Source organism: Frankia sp. ACN1ag (genome assembly GCF_001414035.1).
In the GTDB taxonomy this organism is placed as follows: domain Bacteria; phylum Actinomycetota; class Actinomycetes; order Frankiales; family Frankiaceae; genus Frankia; species Frankia torreyi.
On record NZ_LJPA01000019.1, the window covers coordinates 87495 to 103779 of the forward strand.

Here is a 16285-nt window from a genome sequence, read left to right on the forward strand (position 1 = left end):
CTCGGGCCGGGGGCGACCGCGGGCGCCGTTCGCGCCGGCCACCCGGTCCGACATGCGTAGTCTGCTCCTGACCGGCCATCCGGGAACAGGCCATCCGGGAACAGGAGCACGCTGATGCAGGTTGCCTTCGTCGGCCTCGGCACCATGGGCTTCCCCATGGCCGGCCATCTCGCCCGCGCCGGCTTCGACACCGTCGTCCACAACCGCACGGAGGCGACCGCGGCGCGCTGGTCGGCCGCGCACCCGGGCCGGGTCGCGGCCACGCCGGCGCAGGCCGCCGCCGGATCCGACGTGGTCTGCGTCTGCGTCGGGGCCGACGACGACGTCCGCGCGGTGCTGCTCGGGCCGGACGGCGCGCTCGGCGCGCTGGCGCCGGGGGCGACGATCGTCGACCACACGACGACGTCGGCGGAGCTGGCCGCCGAGATCGCGGGGCAGGCGGCGCAGGTGGGAGTCGGTTTCGTCGACGCGCCGGTGTCCGGCGGGCAGGCCGGTGCCGAGGCGGGGCGCCTCAGCGTCATGTGCGGCGGCGCGGTGGACACGGTGGAGCGGGTCCGACCGGTGCTGGCCGCCTACGGGACGACGATCACCCACATCGGCCCGGTCGGCACCGGCCAGCTCACGAAGATGGTCAACCAGATCCTGGTGGCCGGGGCGATCGAGGGCGCGGCCGAGGCACTCAACTTCGCGGCCGCCGCCGGCCTCGACCTGGACCAGGTGCTACCCGCCGTGTCGGGGGGCGCCGCGAGCTCCTGGTATCTGACCAACCGCGCCGCCACCATGATCCGCGACGAGTTCGACTTCGGCTTCGCCGTCGACTGGATGCGCAAGGACCTGCGGATCTGCCTGGCGGAGGCGGCCCGCCGGGGCGTCCCGGTGCCGCTGACCGAGCTCGCCGAGAGCGATCTCGCCGCCTCCCAGGCGCGCGGCGACGGGCAGCTCGACGCCACCGCCGTCATCCGCCTGCGCCGCCTCGCCACCGCCGCTCAGCCCACCGCCGCCCAGCCCACCGCCGCCGCCGCCCAGCCCACCGCCGACACGCGGGCGGCGGACGTCGGAGGTGCGGACGTCGGAGGTGCGGAGGTCAGCGATGCGGAGGTCAGAGGTACTGCTTCGACGGGTTGACCATCGCGCGGACGGTCTTGCCGTCGTGGAACTCGCCGATCGCGGTCATCGCCCAGGTCTGGCCGCCGCCCTCGCGCTGCACCCGGCACATCACCAGCCCGGTGGACGGCTTGGACTCGGACAGGTCGAAGCGGACGAGCTCCTGGCCGGTGACGTCGTCGTAGAGGCGGCAGTAGGCGTTGCGCACGTCGGTGAACGGCTGCCCCTGGAAGCTGTTCACCGTGAAGATCAGCGTGACGACGTTCGGGGGTAGGGCGGCGAGATCCACCTGGATCGTCTCGTCGTCGCCGTCGCCGCGGCCGGTGAGGTTGTCGCCCGAGTGGCGCACCGCGCCGCGCGCGCCCTTCTTGGACATGAACCACACCTTGTCCACGTCCTTGCCGCGCTCGTCGAACAGGATGCAGGACGCGTCGAGGTCGATCGACCGACCTCGCTGCGCCGGATCCCAGCCCAGGCCCATCCGCACCCGGGTGAGCGGGGGCGCGCCGGTCTTCACCAGCGACACGCTCTGGCCCTTGGTCAGCGAGACCCGGCCCTTGTCCAGGTTGATCCGGCCGCCGGGCTGGCCGGGAGCCGGGGGCGGCGGGCCCCACTGCTGACCGCCGGCCGGCGGGGGCGGCGGCACGGGCGGACCCCACGGCTGGCCGGCGGGCGCGGGCGGCGGCGCGCCGGGTGGCCCCCACTGCTGACCGGGCGGCGGCGCACCCCACTGCGGCGCCGCGGGCGGCGGGCCCCACTGCTGACCGGGCGGCGGCGCTGGCGCGCCCCACTGCGGCGCCCCACCGGCCGGGGCCGGCGCGGGCGGGACGGGCGGGCCCCACTGCTGCCCCCCGGGCGCCGCAGCGGCCGGCGGCGCCGGCGGCACGGGCGGGCCCCACTGCTGCCCCACCGGCGCGGCAGGCTGCGGGCGGGGTGGGGCGGCCGGCGGCTGGGCCGCGGCCGGCGACGGGCCGGAGGTGCCGGGATCGTCGACGGCGATGCCGAAGTCGGTGGCGATGCCGGCGAGGCCGGAGGCGTAGCCCTGCCCGACCGCGCGTGCCTTCCACGCGCCGGCCCGGCGGTAGAGCTCGACGAGGATCAGCGCGGTCTCGGCGCCGAGCCCGGCGGGGTCGAACCGGACCAGCTCGGCGCCGCCGCGCGCGTCGCGCACCGAGATGCCCAGCCCTCGCACGCCCGCGAACGTCACCGGGCCGGAGCCGTCCAGGCTGCCGGTGACGACGACCTTGTCGATGTCCGGCGGCACCGCCGTCAGGGTGAACTCCAGCGCCGCCGGTGGCAGCAGCCGCACCCCCGGGCCGGTCGGCTGGTTGAAGAACACGAAGTCGTCGTCGGTGCGCACCTTGCCGGCGGCCGTCACCAGGATCGCGGCGATGTCCAGCGAGATCGACGAGGCGATCTCCACCCGGACGTCGGTGGTGGGCAACGGCGCGTTGCCGCCCTTCGTCAGCACCTGTCCCACAGCCGTAGCCTCCCGAGGTCGTCGCGCACCATCGTGAACACGCCCGCCGGGATGGTGAACGCACCCGCCGGGTACGACGGTTCCCGAACGCCGCCGGCGGCACGAGCGCTCCCGCCGACCCTACGATCGATCCCATGCGAACTGCGGCACGGGTCCCGTGAGCGACAGCGCCCTGAGTCGATCGGTCGAGGGGCACGTCACGGCGTTGTTCGGTCGGGATACCGGCCGCGCCTCGGTGACCTTTCTCGGCACGGAGCCGCTGGACGTGCTGCGGTTCGGTCCCGACCGCGGCGGCGTCGTCCGGTACCTCACCCTCGGCATGTCCCGGGAGCCGATGACGGCGTCCGACTCCGCCGTGCGCGACCCCGCCGGGCCACGGGCCGAGCTCGTGCTGTCGCTGCGCGGCCGCCGCGACAGCGTGCTGCGCCGGCTCGCCGTGCTCGCGGCCGTCCCCGCCGTCGAGGGCCGGCCCATCGCCCCCGGCGCCGGTCTGGACCTCGGCGAGCCGCTGTGGGACGGCGCGCCGTTCACCGCGGTGCTGGTCGGTGAGCCCGGCGGCCTTATCCCCGACCTGCCGCTCGCCGACGCCCTGGACGACCCCGCGTTCGCCGCCGCCGCGCCCGTGCGCTTCCTGCCCGTCCTGCCGATGACCATGAACGAGGCGGCCTTCAAGCGGGTGCAGGGACCGGAGGCGTTGCACCAGCGCTGGCTCGCGGCCGGCACCGACCTGCGCGACCCCAACCGCCGCGAGGTCGATCTCGGCTGAGGCCGCCCGCGCGGACCCGGCTACACGGCTACACGGCTACACGGCTACAGGATGACTACTCTCTGCATTCGATAGGGCATGCGGTGCGCTGCCCACGCCGCGCCCGGAGGGGGTCCGTCATGCAGTTCGGCCGCTGGTTCGAGGAGTTCGAGGTGGGCGCCGTCTACCGGCACTGGCCGGGCAAGACGGTCACCGAGTACGACGACCACCTGTTCTGCCTGCTCACGATGAACCACCATCCGCTGCACCTGGACAGCCACTACGCCGAGCAGAGCACCCAGTTCAAGCGGAACGTGGTGGTCGGCAACTACGTGTACTCCCTGCTGCTGGGCATGTCGGTCCCGGACGTCTCCGGCAGGGCCATCGCGAACCTGGAGGTCGAGTCGCTGCGGCACGTCGCGCCGGTGTTCCACGGCGACACGATCTACGGCGAGTCCACCGTGCTCGACAAGGTCCCCTCTCGNAGCCGCGACGACCGGGGCGTCGTCACCGTGGAGACCCGCGGCAACAACCAGGACGGCACGCTGGTCTGCGTCTACCGGCGCAAGGTGCTGGTTGCGACGCGGGCCTACGGCGAGGCGCACGGCGGCGATCAGCCCGGCCGCCCCGCCCCCGCCCCCGCCTGACCGCACCTGACCGCACCCCACCCGCAGGATCCGGCCCCTCTCCGCTGGTCCGGCCCCTCTCTGCCGGTCCGACCCCTCTCCGCTGGTCCGGACGCACTAGTCTCATGACGTTGTGACCGGTGATGCCGCGGCGGGCCCCTCTCGTCCCCTTCGATCCCTGGCCGCCGGCTCCGGCTCGGCCCCGCACGGGCGCCCGCACCGGCGGGCGGTGCTGCTCGGCGGGCTGGGGCTCGGGGGCGCGGCGGCGGCCGCGGTGGGACTGGCGGCGTGCGGCGGCTCGGGCGGCCCGACGCCGATCCCGGCGCCGACGCTGCGCGCGCCGACCCCCGTCCCAGGGGTGACCGATGGGGTGTTCGCCCTGGGGGTGGCCAGCGGCGACCCGCTGCCTGACGGCGTCATCCTGTGGACCCGGCTGGCGCCGCGCCCGAGCGAGGGCGGCGGGATGCCCTCGCGCGACGTCCCGGTCGACTGGCAGATCGCCGCCGACGAGAACTTCCGTTCGGTGGTGCGCGCCGGCACGCAGACCGCGCAGGCGGCGTTCGCCCACTCGGTGCACGTCGACGTCCGCGGCCTGGAGCCGGGACGCGAGTACTTCTACCGTTTTCGGGCCGGCACCGTGCTCAGCCCCGTCGGCCGCACCAGGACCGCCGCCGCCCCGCAGGCCGGCACGGACGCCGCCGGCGGGGCGCTGACCCTGGCGCTGGCCTCCTGCCAGGACTTCCAGAACGGCTACTGGCCGGCCTTCGACGCCATCGCCGCGGACGCGCCGGACCTCGTCGTGCACGTCGGCGACTACATCTACGAGTACGACCCGGACAGCCGGTTCCCGGACCGCCTGCACACCACCCCCCAGCAGCCCGGACTCGACCAGCTCCAGACGCTGGCGGACTACCGCAACCGCTACGGCCAGTACAAGGCGGACCCGGCTCTGCAGGCGGCCCACCACGCCGCGCCCTGGGTCGTCACCTGGGACGACCACGAGGTCGAGAACAACTACGCCGGCCTCGTCGACGAGGCCGGCGACGCCGGCGACCGCCACCAGGACCCGGCCACCTTCGCCCGCCAGCGGGCCGCCGCCTACCAGGCGTACTACGAGCACATGCCGATCCGGGCCGAACTCAACCCGGGCTCGCCCGACCTGCGCATCTACCGCCGCCTCGCCTTCGGTGGCCTGCTGACGCTCAACGTCATGGACACCCGCCAGTACCGGACCCCGGTGCCGGGCAACTCGCCGGAGGCCATCGGCCCGGCCGCGCTCGGCGCCGGCAACACCGGCGGCACGATGGCCGGGGCCGCCCAGGAGCGCTGGCTGCGCGCGGGGCTCGACGCCTCCCGGACCCGCTGGAACGTGATCGCGCAGCAGACGATGATGGCCCAGCTCGACGGCCAGCTTCCCGTCGGGTCGGGGAGCATGCTGACCAACCTCGACCAGAACGACGGTTACCGCCCCTACCGGCGGCGACTGCTGTCCGGGGTGCGCGACAGCCGGGTCCGCAATCCCGTGGTGCTCTCCGGGGACCTCCACTGCGCCTGGGTGAACGACCTGCGCGTCGACTTCGACCGACCGGAGACCCCCGCGGTCGCGACCGAGTTCGTCTGCACCTCGATCAGCTCGGCCTTCTTCCTCGTCAACGACGACTTCGTCCGGGAGAACAACGCCCGCCTCAACCCGCACGTTCGCTACTTTCGCGGCGATCGCCGGGGTTACACCCGGATCCGGGTGACGCCGACGGAACTGCGCGCGGACATGCGGGTCGTCGCCGACCTCTCCCGGCGGGACTCGCCGGTCTCCACCGACGCCACCTGGGTCGTCGAGGACGGTGTCCCCGGCGCCCGACCGGCCTGACCGCGACCACGACCACGACCACGACCGTCCGGAAATCACGGGCGCGCGGACAATAAACTTCGCGAATCCCCCACATCGCCCGGCGGGGCATCGCGAAACATATCGAAGAAAACTCGACCAGCGTCCAACCGGAATTCCGTCCGGCACGTTAGGCTGCCGCCGGCCGACCGCCGCTGGTCCGCGGTCGCCGGCAGCGTCGCCGCGGCTTGTCGGCCGCCGCCCGCTCACCGCGGGCCGCCCGCGGCGCAGCGCGGACGACGAGGAACCGGGAGCCGAGCGTGACGATTCTGGAGGAGCCGCGGGAACCGGCGTCACCCGCTCGGCCCAGCCCGCAGGACTCCGTCGCGGCACACTCGAGGCCGCGCACGAACGTGCTCGGCTACCTGCGGACGACGTCCCACAAGGACATCGCCGTGATGTACTTCGTCACCGCGTTCGGTTTCTTCCTGTTCGCCGGGATCCTGGCCGTCATGATGCGGGCGGAGCTCGCGCGGCCGGGCCTGCAGTACTTCTCCAACGAGCAGTACAACCAGTTCTTCACGATCCACGGCACGGTCATGCTGCTGCTGTTCGCGACGCCGTTGGCGTTCGCGTTCGCCAACCTCCTGGTGCCGTTGCAGATCGGCTCCCCCGACGTGGCGTTCCCTCGGTTGAACTCGCTGTCGTACTGGTTCTTCCTGTTCGGCGGGCTGACCGTCATCGCCGGGTTCCTCACCCCGGACGGCGCCGCCGACTTCGGCTGGTTCGCCTACGCCCCGCTCAACAGCAAGATCTACTCGCCCACCACCGGTGGCGACCTGTGGGTCCTGGGCCTGGTGGTGTCCGGGCTCGGCACCATCCTCGGCGCGGTCAACATGGTCACCACGCTCCTGACGCTGCGCGCGCCCGGGATGACGATGTTCCGGCTGCCCATCTTCTGCTGGACGTTCCTGGTGACGTCGATCCTGGTGCTGGTCGCCTTCCCGGTGCTGGCCGCGCAACTGCTGTCGCTGGAGGCGGACCGCCGGTTCGGCGCGCACGTGTTCGACGCGGCCAACGGCGGCGCGATCCTGTGGCAGCACCTGTTCTGGTACTTCGGCCATCCCGAGGTCTACATCATCGCTCTGCCGTTCTTCGGCATCATCAGCGAGATCCTGCCGGTCTTCTCCCGAAAACCCCTGTTCGGCTACAAGGGGCTGGTCTTCGCCACGATCGGGATCGGCGTGCTGTCCCTCGCGGTGTGGGCGCACCACATGTTCGTCACCGGCGCGGTGCTGCTGCCGTTCTTCGCACTGCTGTCGTTCCTCATCGCGGTGCCCACCGGCATCAAGTTCTTCAACTGGATCGGCACGATGTGGCGCGGGCAGCTCACCTTCGAGACGCCGATGCTGTTCNNNCTCGGCTTCCTGGTGACNTTCCTNTTCGGCGGGTTGACCGGGGTGNTGCTGGCCAGCCCGCCGATCGACTTCCACGTCAGCGACAGCTACTTCGTCGTCGCCCACTTCCACTACGTCGTGTTCGGCACCGTCGTCTTCGCCGCGTTCGGCGGCACCTACTTCTGGTTCCCGAAGATCACCGGCCGGATGATGAACGACCGGCTGGGCAAGGTCCATTTCTGGACCATGTTCTTCGGCTTCCACACCACGTTCCTGGTGCAGCACTGGCTCGGCGTGCGCGGCATGCCGCGGCGCTACGCCGACTACGGTCCGACCGACGGTTTCACCACCCTGAACACGGTCTCGAGCGCCGGCGCGTTCCTGCTCGCCGCGTCCACGCTGCCGCTCATCTACAACCTGTGGCACTCCTACCGGCACGGCGCCCTCGCCACCGTCGACGACCCGTGGGGGTACGGCAACTCGCTGGAATGGGCGACGTCCTGCCCGCCGCCGCGGCACAACTTCCGGTCACTGCCACGGATCCGCTCCGAGCGGCCCGCCTTCGACCTGCACTACCCGCAGATCAGCGGTCTCGTCGACTACCACGCGACGCCGGAGCTCGCCGCCGCGCACACCCAACCCGCCCAGCGCGAACAGTAGGCGGCAGTCGCCCGGCGACTCAGGGACCGGCCGGGACGAGCAGGCGCAGTGCACCCGGCCGGACCAGGATCTCCGCGGGCAGGTCGGCCAGCGGATCCCCGTCGGCGTACACGGCGAACGGCCGGTCGGCGCTGATGTGCACCCGCCGCCCCCGCAGCACCTGCACGTGGCGGGTGTGGACGTGCCGGCCGGTGAACACCCGCGGGAACAGTGCCAGGAAGGTCAGCCGGGACGTCCGCGAGATCAGCAGGATCTCCAGCAGCCCGTCGGCGACGTCGGCGTCGGGGGCGAAGCGCATCCCGCCGCCGTAGTACGCCGCGTTGGCCGCGGCGACCGTCCAGCCGTGCAGCGCGCGGGGCGGCCCGCCGTCGACCGTCACCGTGAACCGCACCGGCCGCCAGGCCGCCACCGCCCGCAGCGCCGCGTAGGTGTAGACGTGCCGCCCGCGCAGCAGACGGGTCTGATTGGCGATGACCTGCACGTCGGAGTCGAAACCGACGCTGGCGATCCCCAGGTACGGCCGGCCGCCGACCTCGGGCAGGTCCACCCGCCGCTCCCGAAACCCGGCGAGCTCGGCGGCGACGCGGCGGGGGTCGGCGGACAGGCCCAGCCCGCGGGCGAAGTCGTTGCCGCGGCCGCCGGGCAGCACGGCGAGCAGCCCGCCCGCCCGCGCCACCGCCCCGGCCACCGCCCCGGCCAGGCCGTCCCCGCCGAGCGCCACCACCACCCGGCCCTGCGCGGTCGCCTCGGCGGCGAGCCGGCCGGCGTGGGCGAGATCGCGGGTGGGGACGACCCGCACGTCGGCGGCCCACCGGTCGAGCTCGGCGCGGACGCCGTCGAGCAGGCGCAGCGCCCGCCCACGCCCCGCGCTCGGATTGACGATCACGGTGAGCAGCCGCCGATCGACCTCCATCCGATCAGCGTACGGCCGCGGGAACCTCGCTCACCGCACCGAGGACGGCGCGACGGGGAGATGCTCGCTGACGGCGCCGAAGAAGGACCGTTCGCCGATCTCGGGGGCATCACGCACGTCGCGCAGCACCAGGTGCTCCAGCAGGATCAGCGCCGCGTCCGCCGGCCAGAGCACCAGCCACAGCCACACTCCGCGGGCCTCCCCGACGAAGGCGGCCCGGTCGGGTGGGACGGCCAGCGGCCACATGGCGGTGGGATGCCCGGCGGCCTCGACCTTGGCCTCGGGCGCGCCCGGCAGCGTCTGCGGGTCGAGGCCGGTGATGCCCGCGAGCCGGGCACCGAGGCCCACCCCGGGCGCCTCGGCGACGAGGATCATCTCCGCCGGGCCACCCAGCGGGCAGGGGCCGGCGAGGGCGAGCGCGCTGGCCCGTGGCCCGGTGCGCTCGTCACCGGCCCAGCCGACTCCGCTGATGTACCAGTGCACCGGCATGGGCTCGGGCAGCCACACGGGCACGGTCGAGGTCGTGGCCAGGGCGTGCAACGCCTGCTCGCGGGAGGAGACGGCCGTCCGGTACGGGCTCACCTCCCCGTGCTCGTCGCAGCGGTACTGGCTGCTCCACAGGTCGGGCGGGCGGAGCGGGCCGAGACAACGAGGGCAGGCGGCAGCAATGGTCACCGGGCGCCTCCTGGCGTAGGTGGACGGAGCCGCCGGATCTCGGCGGTTCCGATATCGCTGTTCCCGCCCTTCACCACAAGCAACCGTCCCACCAGCACAGATGTGCCGATCCGCCGGGCATGACGGGCCCGTGACCGGCCCGCGAGCGGCCCGTGACCGGCCGGCGATCGGCCGGCGATCGGCCCATGAGCGGACGGTGAGCGGCCTGGGCGCGGAGCGTGGGCAGGCCTGCCGACCCGGCCTCAGCGGCCCGCGGCGACCTCGGCGAACGCCTCGTCGAGGACGTCGAGACCGGCGAGCAGCAGCGCGGTGTCGATGACCAGCGGCGGCAGCAGCCGCAGCACGTTGCCCCACGTGCCGGCGGTGAGCACGATCAGGCCGCGGCGGTGGCAGGCCGCCGCGACGGCGGCGGTCAGCTCCTTGTCCGGGCTCGTGTCGCCACCGCCGCGGACGAGTTCCAGGGCGAGCATCGCGCCCCGCCCGCGGACGTCCCCGACCACGTCGTGCCGCGCCGCCAGGGCGCGCAGCCGGGGCAGCGCCAGCTCGCCGATGCGCCGCGCGCGCCCGGCGAGGTCCGCGGACTCGATGAACCCGATCGCCGCGAGCGCCGCCGCGCACGCCGCCGGGTTGCCGCCATACGTACCGCCGAGCCCGCCGACCTGCGGGGCGTCCATGATTTCGGCCCGTCCGGTGACCGCCGCCAGCGGCATCCCGCCGGCGATGCCCTTCGCGGTGGTGATGAGGTCCGGCACGACGCCCTCGTCCTCGCAGGCGAACAGCGTGCCGGTCCGGGCGAAGCCGGTCTGGATCTCATCGGCGACGAACAGGATGCCGGCGTCCGCGCAGAACTCGGCGAGGCGGGGCAGGAAGCCGCGGCCAGGAACGATGAACCCGCCCTCCCCCTGGATCGGCTCGATGACCATCGCGGCCACCTCGCCCGCACCGATCTCGTCCCGGACGAGTTCGATCACCCGCGCCGCCGCCTGCTCGCCGCAGTGCTCGCGACCGGTCGGCCAGCGGTAGGGGTAGGCCAGCGGCACCCGGTAGACCTCGGGCGCGAAGGGCCCGAAACCGGCCTTGTAGGGCATCGATTTCGCCGTCATCGCCAACGTCAGGTTCGTCCGCCCGTGGTAGGCATGCTCGAAGACGACGATCGCGTCGCGCCCGGTCGCCGAACGGGCGATCTTGACGGCGTTCTCGACGGCCTCCGCCCCCGAGTTGAACAACGCCGTGCGCTTGTCGTGGTCGCCGGGGGTCAGCCGGTTCAGGGCCTCGCAGACCGCGACGTACCCCTCATACGGCGTGATCATGAAGCAGGTGTGGGTGAACCGGCCGACCTGTTCGCGCACCGCGGCGACCACGTCGTCCGCGGCGTTGCCGACACTGACCACGGCGATCCCCGAACCGAAGTCGATCAGCGAGTTGCCGTCGACGTCGACGACGACCCCGCCGCCGGCCGCGTGCACGTACACGGGCAGGGTCTCGCCCACCCCCCGGGCCACCGCGCCGGCCCGGCGGGCGGCCAGCGCGCGCGAGCGGGGTCCGGGGATCTCGGTGACGAGGCGGCGGACCTGGGGCAGCCCCGGGCCGCCGTGGGCCGGCACGTTCGGAGGGTTCATCTCTTCGGCTCCCGCCTGCTCGTCCAGCCGCTGTCCACCTGGGCATCGTCCCCCGACCACGGACTCGGGACCGGCCTGTCCGCCCAGCTCAGCGCCGCCGGGCGACGGCGCGCGCCGATGCGCCGGCCGGGCGCGTTGGAGCCGCTGGGACGCCGGCGATGCGCCTAGGATGACGGTTGATGGCGACGACAGGGGCGGATCGCGATGGCTGACGTCACCTCGTTCTGGTTGGCGGGCAACCGCGCCGAGGGGGCCGCGACGATCGATGTCCGCCACCCCTTCGACGACGGCCTCGTGGCCACCGTGGCGCAGCCCGACGCCGACCAGGTCGAGCGCGCCGTCTCCGCCGCCGCCGAGGTGGCCCCGCGGTTCTCGGCGCTGCCGGCGCACGTGCGGGCCTCGGCCCTGGCGCACGTGTCCAGGGAGATAGCCCGGCGCGGCGACGAGCTCGCCCGGCTCATCACCGCAGAGAGCGGCAAGCCGTTGACCTGGGCTCGGGCCGAGGTGGCCCGGGCAAGCTCGACGTTTCGCTGGGGCGCGGAGGAGGCCCGCCGCTTCACCGGCGAGCTGACCCGGCTGGACACGGACCCGACCGGGGAGGGGCGCCTGGCGCTGAGCCGGCGCTTCCCGCGCGGGCCCGTGCTGGGGATCACCCCGTTCAACTTCCCGCTGAACCTGGTGGCGCACAAGGTCGCGCCGGCGCTGGCGGTCGGCGCCCCGATCATCGTCAAGCCCGCTCCCCGCACGCCGCTGTCCGCGCTGTTCCTCGGCGATCTGCTCGCCGAGACCGACCTGCCCGAGGGGTCCTGGTCGGTCCTGCCCGTCCCGAACAGCGAGGTCACCGGGCTCGTCGCGGACCCGCGCCTGCCGGTGGTCTCCTTCACCGGCTCCGGCCCGGTCGGCTGGTCGATCCGCGACGCGGTGCCTCGCAAACACGTCGTGCTCGAACTCGGCGGCAACGGCGCCGTGCTGGTGGCGGCCGACTACGCGGCGCCGGGCGACCTCGCCCGCGCGGCCGGGCGCATCGCCCTGTTCGCCAACTACCAGGCCGGCCAGTCCTGCATCGCCGTGCAGCGGGTCTACGCCGACCGGTCCGTCTACGACGAGCTGCTGCGCGAGATCACCACCGCGGTGCGGGCGCTGCGCGGCGGCGACCCGACCGACCCGGCCACCGACGTCGGCCCGCTCATCGACACCGCCGCGGCGCGCCGTGTCGAGGAGTGGATCGCCGAGGCCGTCGCCGCCGGCGGCACGCTCGTCTGCGGCGGCACGCGCACCGGCGCGAGCATCGCCCCGACCGTGCTCACCGACGTCCCCGCCGACGCCCGGGTGGTGCGCGAGGAGGTCTTCGGGCCGGTGGTCGTCGTGTCCGCGGTGGACGGTCTGGACGAGGGCCTCGCCCGCGTCAACGACAGCGAGTTCGGCCTGCAGACCGGCGTGTTCACCCACGACCTGACCACCGCGTTCCGCGCCCACCGCGAGCTCGCCGTCGGCGGGGTCGTCATCGGCGACGTCCCCTCCTACCGCGCCGACCAGATGCCCTACGGCGGTACGAAGGGCTCCGGCATCGGCCGGGAGGGCGTCCGCGCGGCCATGACCGACCTCACCGAGGAGCGCGTCCTGGTCCTCACCGGCCTCGACCTGTAGTCACCCGAGCCGCCGGGCGGCCGTGACGCTCGGCCGGCCGGCCCTCGACGCGGTGCGGCGGGCGGGGGNGAGCTGACAGCATGGGCAGGTGACCATCGACCTGCACACCCACTCCACCGCGTCGGACGGCCTGGTCGCACCGGAGGACCTCGTCCGGCTCGCCGCCGAGACGGGTCTGACGGTCATCGCGCTGACCGACCACGACACCACCGCGGGCCTCGGGCGCGCCGCCGCGGCGCTGCCCGGCGGCCTCACCCTGGTGCCGGGCGCGGAGATCTCCTGTTCCGTCGAGGTGCCCGGCGGGTCGATCTCCCTGCACGTGCTGNCCTACCTGTTCGACGCGGCCGAGCCCGCCTTCGCCGCGGTCCGCGCCCAGATCCGTGAGCACCGGGCCGTCCGCGCCCGCCGGATGGCCGACCGGCTGGCCGCCGACGGGCACCCGATCCACTGGGAACGGGTGGCGCAGCTCGCCGCCGGGACGGTGGGCCGCCCACACATCGCCGCGGCGATGGTCGAGGCCGGGCTGGTGCCGACGGTGGCGGCGGCCTTCACCCGGGACTGGATCGGCGCCGGCGGGCCGTACTGGGTCGGCAAGGAGCAGCCGGACGTCTGGCGGACCCTGCGGCTGATCCGCGACGCGGGCGGAGTCAGCGTGTTCGCGCACCCGTTCGCCAGCCGGCGCGGGGTGACGGTCGGCCCCGACGTGATCGAGCAGATGGCCCGGGCGGGACTCGGCGGGGTCGAGGTCGACCATCCCGACCATGACGCCGACGAACGGAGCCGGCTGCGCGGACTCGCCGCCGACCTCGGCCTGATCGTGACGGGATCAAGNGACTTCCACGGCAGCAGCAAGCCGCAGGGCCTCGCCGCCGAGACGACCAGCCGCGAGTCCTACGAGCGTCTGGTCGCCGCCGCCACCGGCGCCGCACCCCTCCACGGCCCCTCCCCGACCTGACCACCGCGCGGAACCCGACCGCCCGCCTCCCGCACCTGCCACCCGCCACCCGCCGGGATGACACGGCCAGGCTCACACGCCCTTGCCGCACCCTCCGGCGCCGGCGTCCCGGTCGCACCCCGGGCTGAGCCGCCCGAGCAGCTCGNCGAGCTGGTCCTGCTCCGCCCGGCTGAAGTGGGACAGCACGTGCCGGCTCACCCCCTTCAGGTGGGTGCCGGAGGCGGCCCGAAGCCGGTCGAGACCCTGCGTCGTCAGGGTGGCGAGCGTGCCGCGAGCGTCGGACGGACAGCTCCGCCGGGCGACCAGCCCCTCGCGCTCCAGCCGGTCGACCAGCCGGGTCAGCCCGCTGNGGGACAGCAGCACCGCCTGCGCCAGCTCGCTCATCCGCAGCTCGTGGTTCGGCGCCTCGGCGAGCTGGACGAGCACGTCGTAGGAGGCCAACGGCAGATGGTGGATGGCTTCCAGCTCGGCCTCGAGCACCCTGGTGACGTGCGCGTGCGCCTGCAGCAGCCCCCGCCAGGCCCGCATGCCGCGCTCGTCGACCCAGTCCGCGTCGGTCTCGGAGCTGGCGCCGATCACCTCTTCGACTGCCATCGCGTCCTCCCGCTGCCGCCTCGATCAGCCTATGCCGTAACGTGCCCGCACCGGCTCTCCCGCGGCGGCACCGGCCGGGGCCGGGGGCGCCGCCGCGCGTCCCAACATCCAGGTCACGGCGATCGGCCCGGTTTCGAGTCAGATACCCGACAGGTCCCGAGAACCGGCGGCCCACACCGATCGACAACCGCCGGTACCGACGGATTCATCCGGGTCCTGGCACCCGTGGCTCACACCTGGCCGGCGGGCCAACGCCGACGAGCTTTCCGCGGGCTATCGTGGAGCCAACGGCGGCTCCGAGGGCCGCATCTGATGCCAATCAGTGACTGAGGTTTCCCTTGTCCCCATCCCGGCCTTCCTCCGACGCGATCCAGTCGGCTCTGGCGACGGTGCACGATCCCGAGATCGGCCGCCCCATCACGGAGCTGGACATGGTCTCGTCGGTCCACGTGCTCGACGACGGCTCGGTTGACATCACGGTGCTGCTCACCGTGTCCGGCTGCCCGATGCGCGATGAGATCATCAACCGTGTCAGCCGAGCCGTCAGCGCGGTCGAGGGGGTGCGCGAGGTCCGCGTCGACCTGCAGGTCATGACGGACGAGCAGCGCACCGCCCTGCACACGAAGCTGCGCGGCGGCATCGCCCCCAAGGTGATCCCGTTCGCTCAACCGGGCTCCATGACCAGGGTGTATGGCGTCGCCAGTGGCAAGGGCGGCGTCGGCAAGTCCTCGATCACTGTGAACCTGGCCGCGGCGATGGCCCGATCGGGCCTCTCCGTAGGCGTGCTCGACGCCGACATCTACGGCCACTCCGTGCCCCGGATGCTCGGCATCGACCGCCCGCCCACACAGGTCGAGAAGATGATTATGCCCCCCCAGGCGCACGGCGTCCGGGTCATCTCGACCGGCATGTTCACCCGCGGGAACCAGCCGGTGACCTGGCGCGGGCCGATGCTGCACCGCGCCCTTGAGCAGTTCCTTTCCGACGTCTTCTGGGGTGACCTCGACGTCCTCCTGCTGGACCTGCCGCCCGGCACCGGGGACATCGCCATCTCCCTGGCCCAGCTCGTGCCCTCCTCCGAGCTGTTGGTGGTCACCACCCCGCAGCTCGCCGCCACCGAGGTCGCGGAGCGCGCGGGCACCATCGCCGTGCAGACCCGGCAGAACGTCGTCGGCGTGGTCGAGAACATGGCCTGGCTGCCCTGCCCGCACTGCGGGGAGCGCGTCGACGTCTTCGGCTCCGGCGGCGGCGCCGCCGTGGCCGAGCGCCTGACCCGCGTCCTCGGCCACGACGTCCCCCTGCTCGCGCAGGTCCCGGTGGACGTCCGCCTGCGCGAGGGCGGCGACAACGGCGTCCCCCTCGTCGTCGCCGAGCCGGACAGCGAGGCCAGCAAGGCCCTGCGCGCCGTGGCCGACCGCCTCACCTACCGCTCCCGCGGCCTCGCCGGCCGCAGCCTCAACCTGACCCCCGCCGGTCGCTGAGGCGCAACCCCGCAGCACGGCAACCCCGCAGCACAACAACCCCGCAGCACGGCCCACGCCCGCGGGCGCCCGGTCCCCGGTGACACTCACCGACCCCCGGCCGCCCGCGGGCGTCCTGCTTCCTGCACTCCCCTGCTGGTGGGATCGAGCCCCCGTCCTCCCGCCCGCAGGAAGTTACGGTGAAGTTCCACAGGAACGCGTCGCGGCGCTGCCGGTCCGCCTCCAGACCGTCGGTGGTGATCCCCTCGGTGAGCTTCTGCGCCTGGTCGGCCGCTTCGATCATCTCAGCGAGCAGGAGGACGTCACGCCGCGTACATGGGCCGTGCTTCCGCTAGGACGGACGAGCGTAGCGACGGGTGGAGCCCGCCGACGGAGATCAGATCGACGGGCCGTCCGAACAGGCCTGCGGGGTCATCCGCGAGCTGCTCGATGTCCCAGCCCAGGCGCCGGCCAGGCTGAAGGATGTACAGGATGTCGATGTCGCTGTCGGCGGTCGCGGTACCGCGCGTCTGAGAGCCGAACAGGGTGAACCGCCCGGCTCTGGATCCGGCGGATCGGGTCAGC

Annotated in this window: 13 protein-coding genes and 7 pseudogenes; 12 read left to right on the plus strand and 8 right to left on the minus strand. The window is 73.7% G+C overall.

The window, feature by feature from the left end:
• The first annotated feature begins 114 nt into the window (after positions 1 to 114).
• The gene (locus tag UK82_RS18255) at positions 115 to 1125 is read left to right on the plus strand and encodes an NAD(P)-dependent oxidoreductase (protein WP_052680928.1); all 1011 of its coding nucleotides are present in this window, start codon (positions 115 to 117) and stop codon (positions 1123 to 1125) included.
• Here UK82_RS18255 and UK82_RS18260 read toward each other — a convergent pair.
• The gene (locus tag UK82_RS18260) at positions 1100 to 2584 is read right to left on the minus strand and encodes a TerD family protein (RefSeq protein ID WP_055408318.1); all 1485 of its coding nucleotides are present in this window, start codon (positions 2582 to 2584) and stop codon (positions 1100 to 1102) included. The two genes, UK82_RS18255 and UK82_RS18260, sit on opposite strands and share 26 nt — an antisense overlap.
• A gap of 157 nt (positions 2585 to 2741) precedes the next feature.
• Here UK82_RS18260 and UK82_RS18265 point away from each other — a divergent pair, with 157 nt between their 5' ends.
• From UK82_RS18265 to UK82_RS38520, 6 genes and pseudogenes are all read left to right on the plus strand, one after another.
• Complete coding sequence (locus UK82_RS18265; RefSeq protein ID WP_044883478.1) at positions 2742 to 3350, plus strand: suppressor of fused domain protein; 609 nt, start codon at positions 2742 to 2744, stop codon at positions 3348 to 3350.
• Positions 3351 to 3469: 119 nt separating this feature from the next.
• Positions 3470 to 3813 (plus strand): MaoC family dehydratase (locus tag UK82_RS18270; protein ID WP_236706092.1); only part of this gene is annotated, 344 nt, incomplete at its 3' end.
• Between the two features lies 1 nt (position 3814).
• Positions 3815 to 3976 (plus strand): annotated as a pseudogene (locus tag UK82_RS38500) (MaoC family dehydratase); the annotation flags it as partial.
• Between the two features lie 112 nt (positions 3977 to 4088).
• Complete coding sequence (locus tag UK82_RS18275; RefSeq protein ID WP_082121645.1) at positions 4089 to 5822, plus strand: alkaline phosphatase D family protein; 1734 nt, start codon at positions 4089 to 4091, stop codon at positions 5820 to 5822.
• 278 nt (positions 5823 to 6100) lie between these two features.
• Positions 6101 to 7195: cbb3-type cytochrome c oxidase subunit I (locus UK82_RS38505; RefSeq protein WP_236706093.1), on the plus strand; the 1095-nt coding region annotated here is incomplete at its 3' end.
• A gap of 49 nt (positions 7196 to 7244) precedes the next feature.
• A pseudogene (locus UK82_RS38520) lies at positions 7245 to 7837 on the plus strand (cbb3-type cytochrome c oxidase subunit I); the annotation flags it as partial.
• 19 nt (positions 7838 to 7856) lie between these two features.
• Here UK82_RS38520 and UK82_RS18285 read toward each other — a convergent pair.
• From UK82_RS18285 to gabT, 3 genes are all read right to left on the minus strand, one after another.
• On the minus strand, positions 7857 to 8750 hold the full coding sequence (locus UK82_RS18285; RefSeq protein WP_044883475.1) for a diacylglycerol kinase family protein: 894 nt from the start codon (positions 8748 to 8750) through the stop codon (positions 7857 to 7859).
• A gap of 30 nt (positions 8751 to 8780) precedes the next feature.
• Positions 8781 to 9425, minus strand: coding sequence for a DUF6758 family protein (locus UK82_RS18290; protein WP_044883474.1), 645 nt, complete (start codon positions 9423 to 9425; stop codon positions 8781 to 8783).
• 242 nt (positions 9426 to 9667) lie between these two features.
• Positions 9668 to 11044, minus strand: a complete 1377-nt coding sequence (gabT, locus tag UK82_RS18295; RefSeq protein ID WP_044883473.1) for a 4-aminobutyrate--2-oxoglutarate transaminase — start codon at positions 11042 to 11044, stop codon at positions 9668 to 9670.
• 204 nt (positions 11045 to 11248) lie between these two features.
• Between gabT and UK82_RS18300 the strand changes: the two genes are divergently transcribed.
• From UK82_RS18300 to UK82_RS38535, 4 genes and pseudogenes are all read left to right on the plus strand, one after another.
• The gene (locus tag UK82_RS18300; RefSeq protein ID WP_044883472.1) at positions 11249 to 12691 is read left to right on the plus strand and encodes an aldehyde dehydrogenase family protein; all 1443 of its coding nucleotides are present in this window, start codon (positions 11249 to 11251) and stop codon (positions 12689 to 12691) included.
• An 88-nt stretch (positions 12692 to 12779) separates the two neighbouring features.
• Positions 12780 to 13016 (plus strand): PHP domain-containing protein (locus tag UK82_RS38525; RefSeq protein ID WP_236706094.1); only part of this gene is annotated, 237 nt, incomplete at its 3' end.
• 1 nt (position 13017) lies between these two features.
• Positions 13018 to 13522: pseudogene (locus UK82_RS38530) on the plus strand (phosphatase); the annotation flags it as partial.
• A gap of 1 nt (position 13523) precedes the next feature.
• A pseudogene (locus UK82_RS38535) lies at positions 13524 to 13646 on the plus strand (phosphatase); the annotation flags it as partial.
• 72 nt (positions 13647 to 13718) lie between these two features.
• Here UK82_RS38535 and UK82_RS38540 read toward each other — a convergent pair.
• From UK82_RS38540 to UK82_RS38550, 3 pseudogenes are all read right to left on the minus strand, one after another.
• Positions 13719 to 13791 (minus strand): annotated as a pseudogene (locus UK82_RS38540) (MarR family transcriptional regulator); the annotation flags it as partial.
• 1 nt (position 13792) lies between these two features.
• A pseudogene (locus tag UK82_RS38545) lies at positions 13793 to 13995 on the minus strand (MarR family winged helix-turn-helix transcriptional regulator); the annotation flags it as partial.
• A gap of 1 nt (position 13996) precedes the next feature.
• Positions 13997 to 14240, minus strand: a pseudogene (locus UK82_RS38550) (MarR family transcriptional regulator); the annotation flags it as partial.
• A 338-nt stretch (positions 14241 to 14578) separates the two neighbouring features.
• Between UK82_RS38550 and UK82_RS18315 the strand changes: the two are divergent.
• The gene (locus UK82_RS18315; RefSeq protein ID WP_044883470.1) at positions 14579 to 15721 is read left to right on the plus strand and encodes an Mrp/NBP35 family ATP-binding protein; all 1143 of its coding nucleotides are present in this window, start codon (positions 14579 to 14581) and stop codon (positions 15719 to 15721) included.
• Between the two features lie 302 nt (positions 15722 to 16023).
• Here the strand turns inward: UK82_RS18315 and UK82_RS31630 are convergent, their stop codons facing one another.
• Positions 16024 to 16284, minus strand: coding sequence for a nucleotidyltransferase family protein (locus UK82_RS31630; RefSeq protein ID WP_083507245.1), 261 nt, complete (start codon positions 16282 to 16284; stop codon positions 16024 to 16026).
• Position 16285 lies beyond the last annotated feature (1 nt).

What these genes read in the sequence shown, in the direction of transcription:
- UK82_RS18255 (WP_052680928.1), top strand. Translation starts at nt 115, where the DNA reads ATGCAGGTTGCCTTCGTCGGCCTCGGCACCATGGGCTTCCCCATGGCC.
- gabT (WP_044883473.1), bottom strand. Translation starts at nt 11,044, where the DNA reads ATGAACCCTCCGAACGTGCCGGCCCACGGCGGCCCGGGGCTGCCCCAG.
- UK82_RS18285 (WP_044883475.1), bottom strand. Translation starts at nt 8,750, where the DNA reads ATGGAGGTCGATCGGCGGCTGCTCACCGTGATCGTCAATCCGAGCGCG.
- UK82_RS18300 (WP_044883472.1), top strand. Translation starts at nt 11,249, where the DNA reads ATGGCTGACGTCACCTCGTTCTGGTTGGCGGGCAACCGCGCCGAGGGG.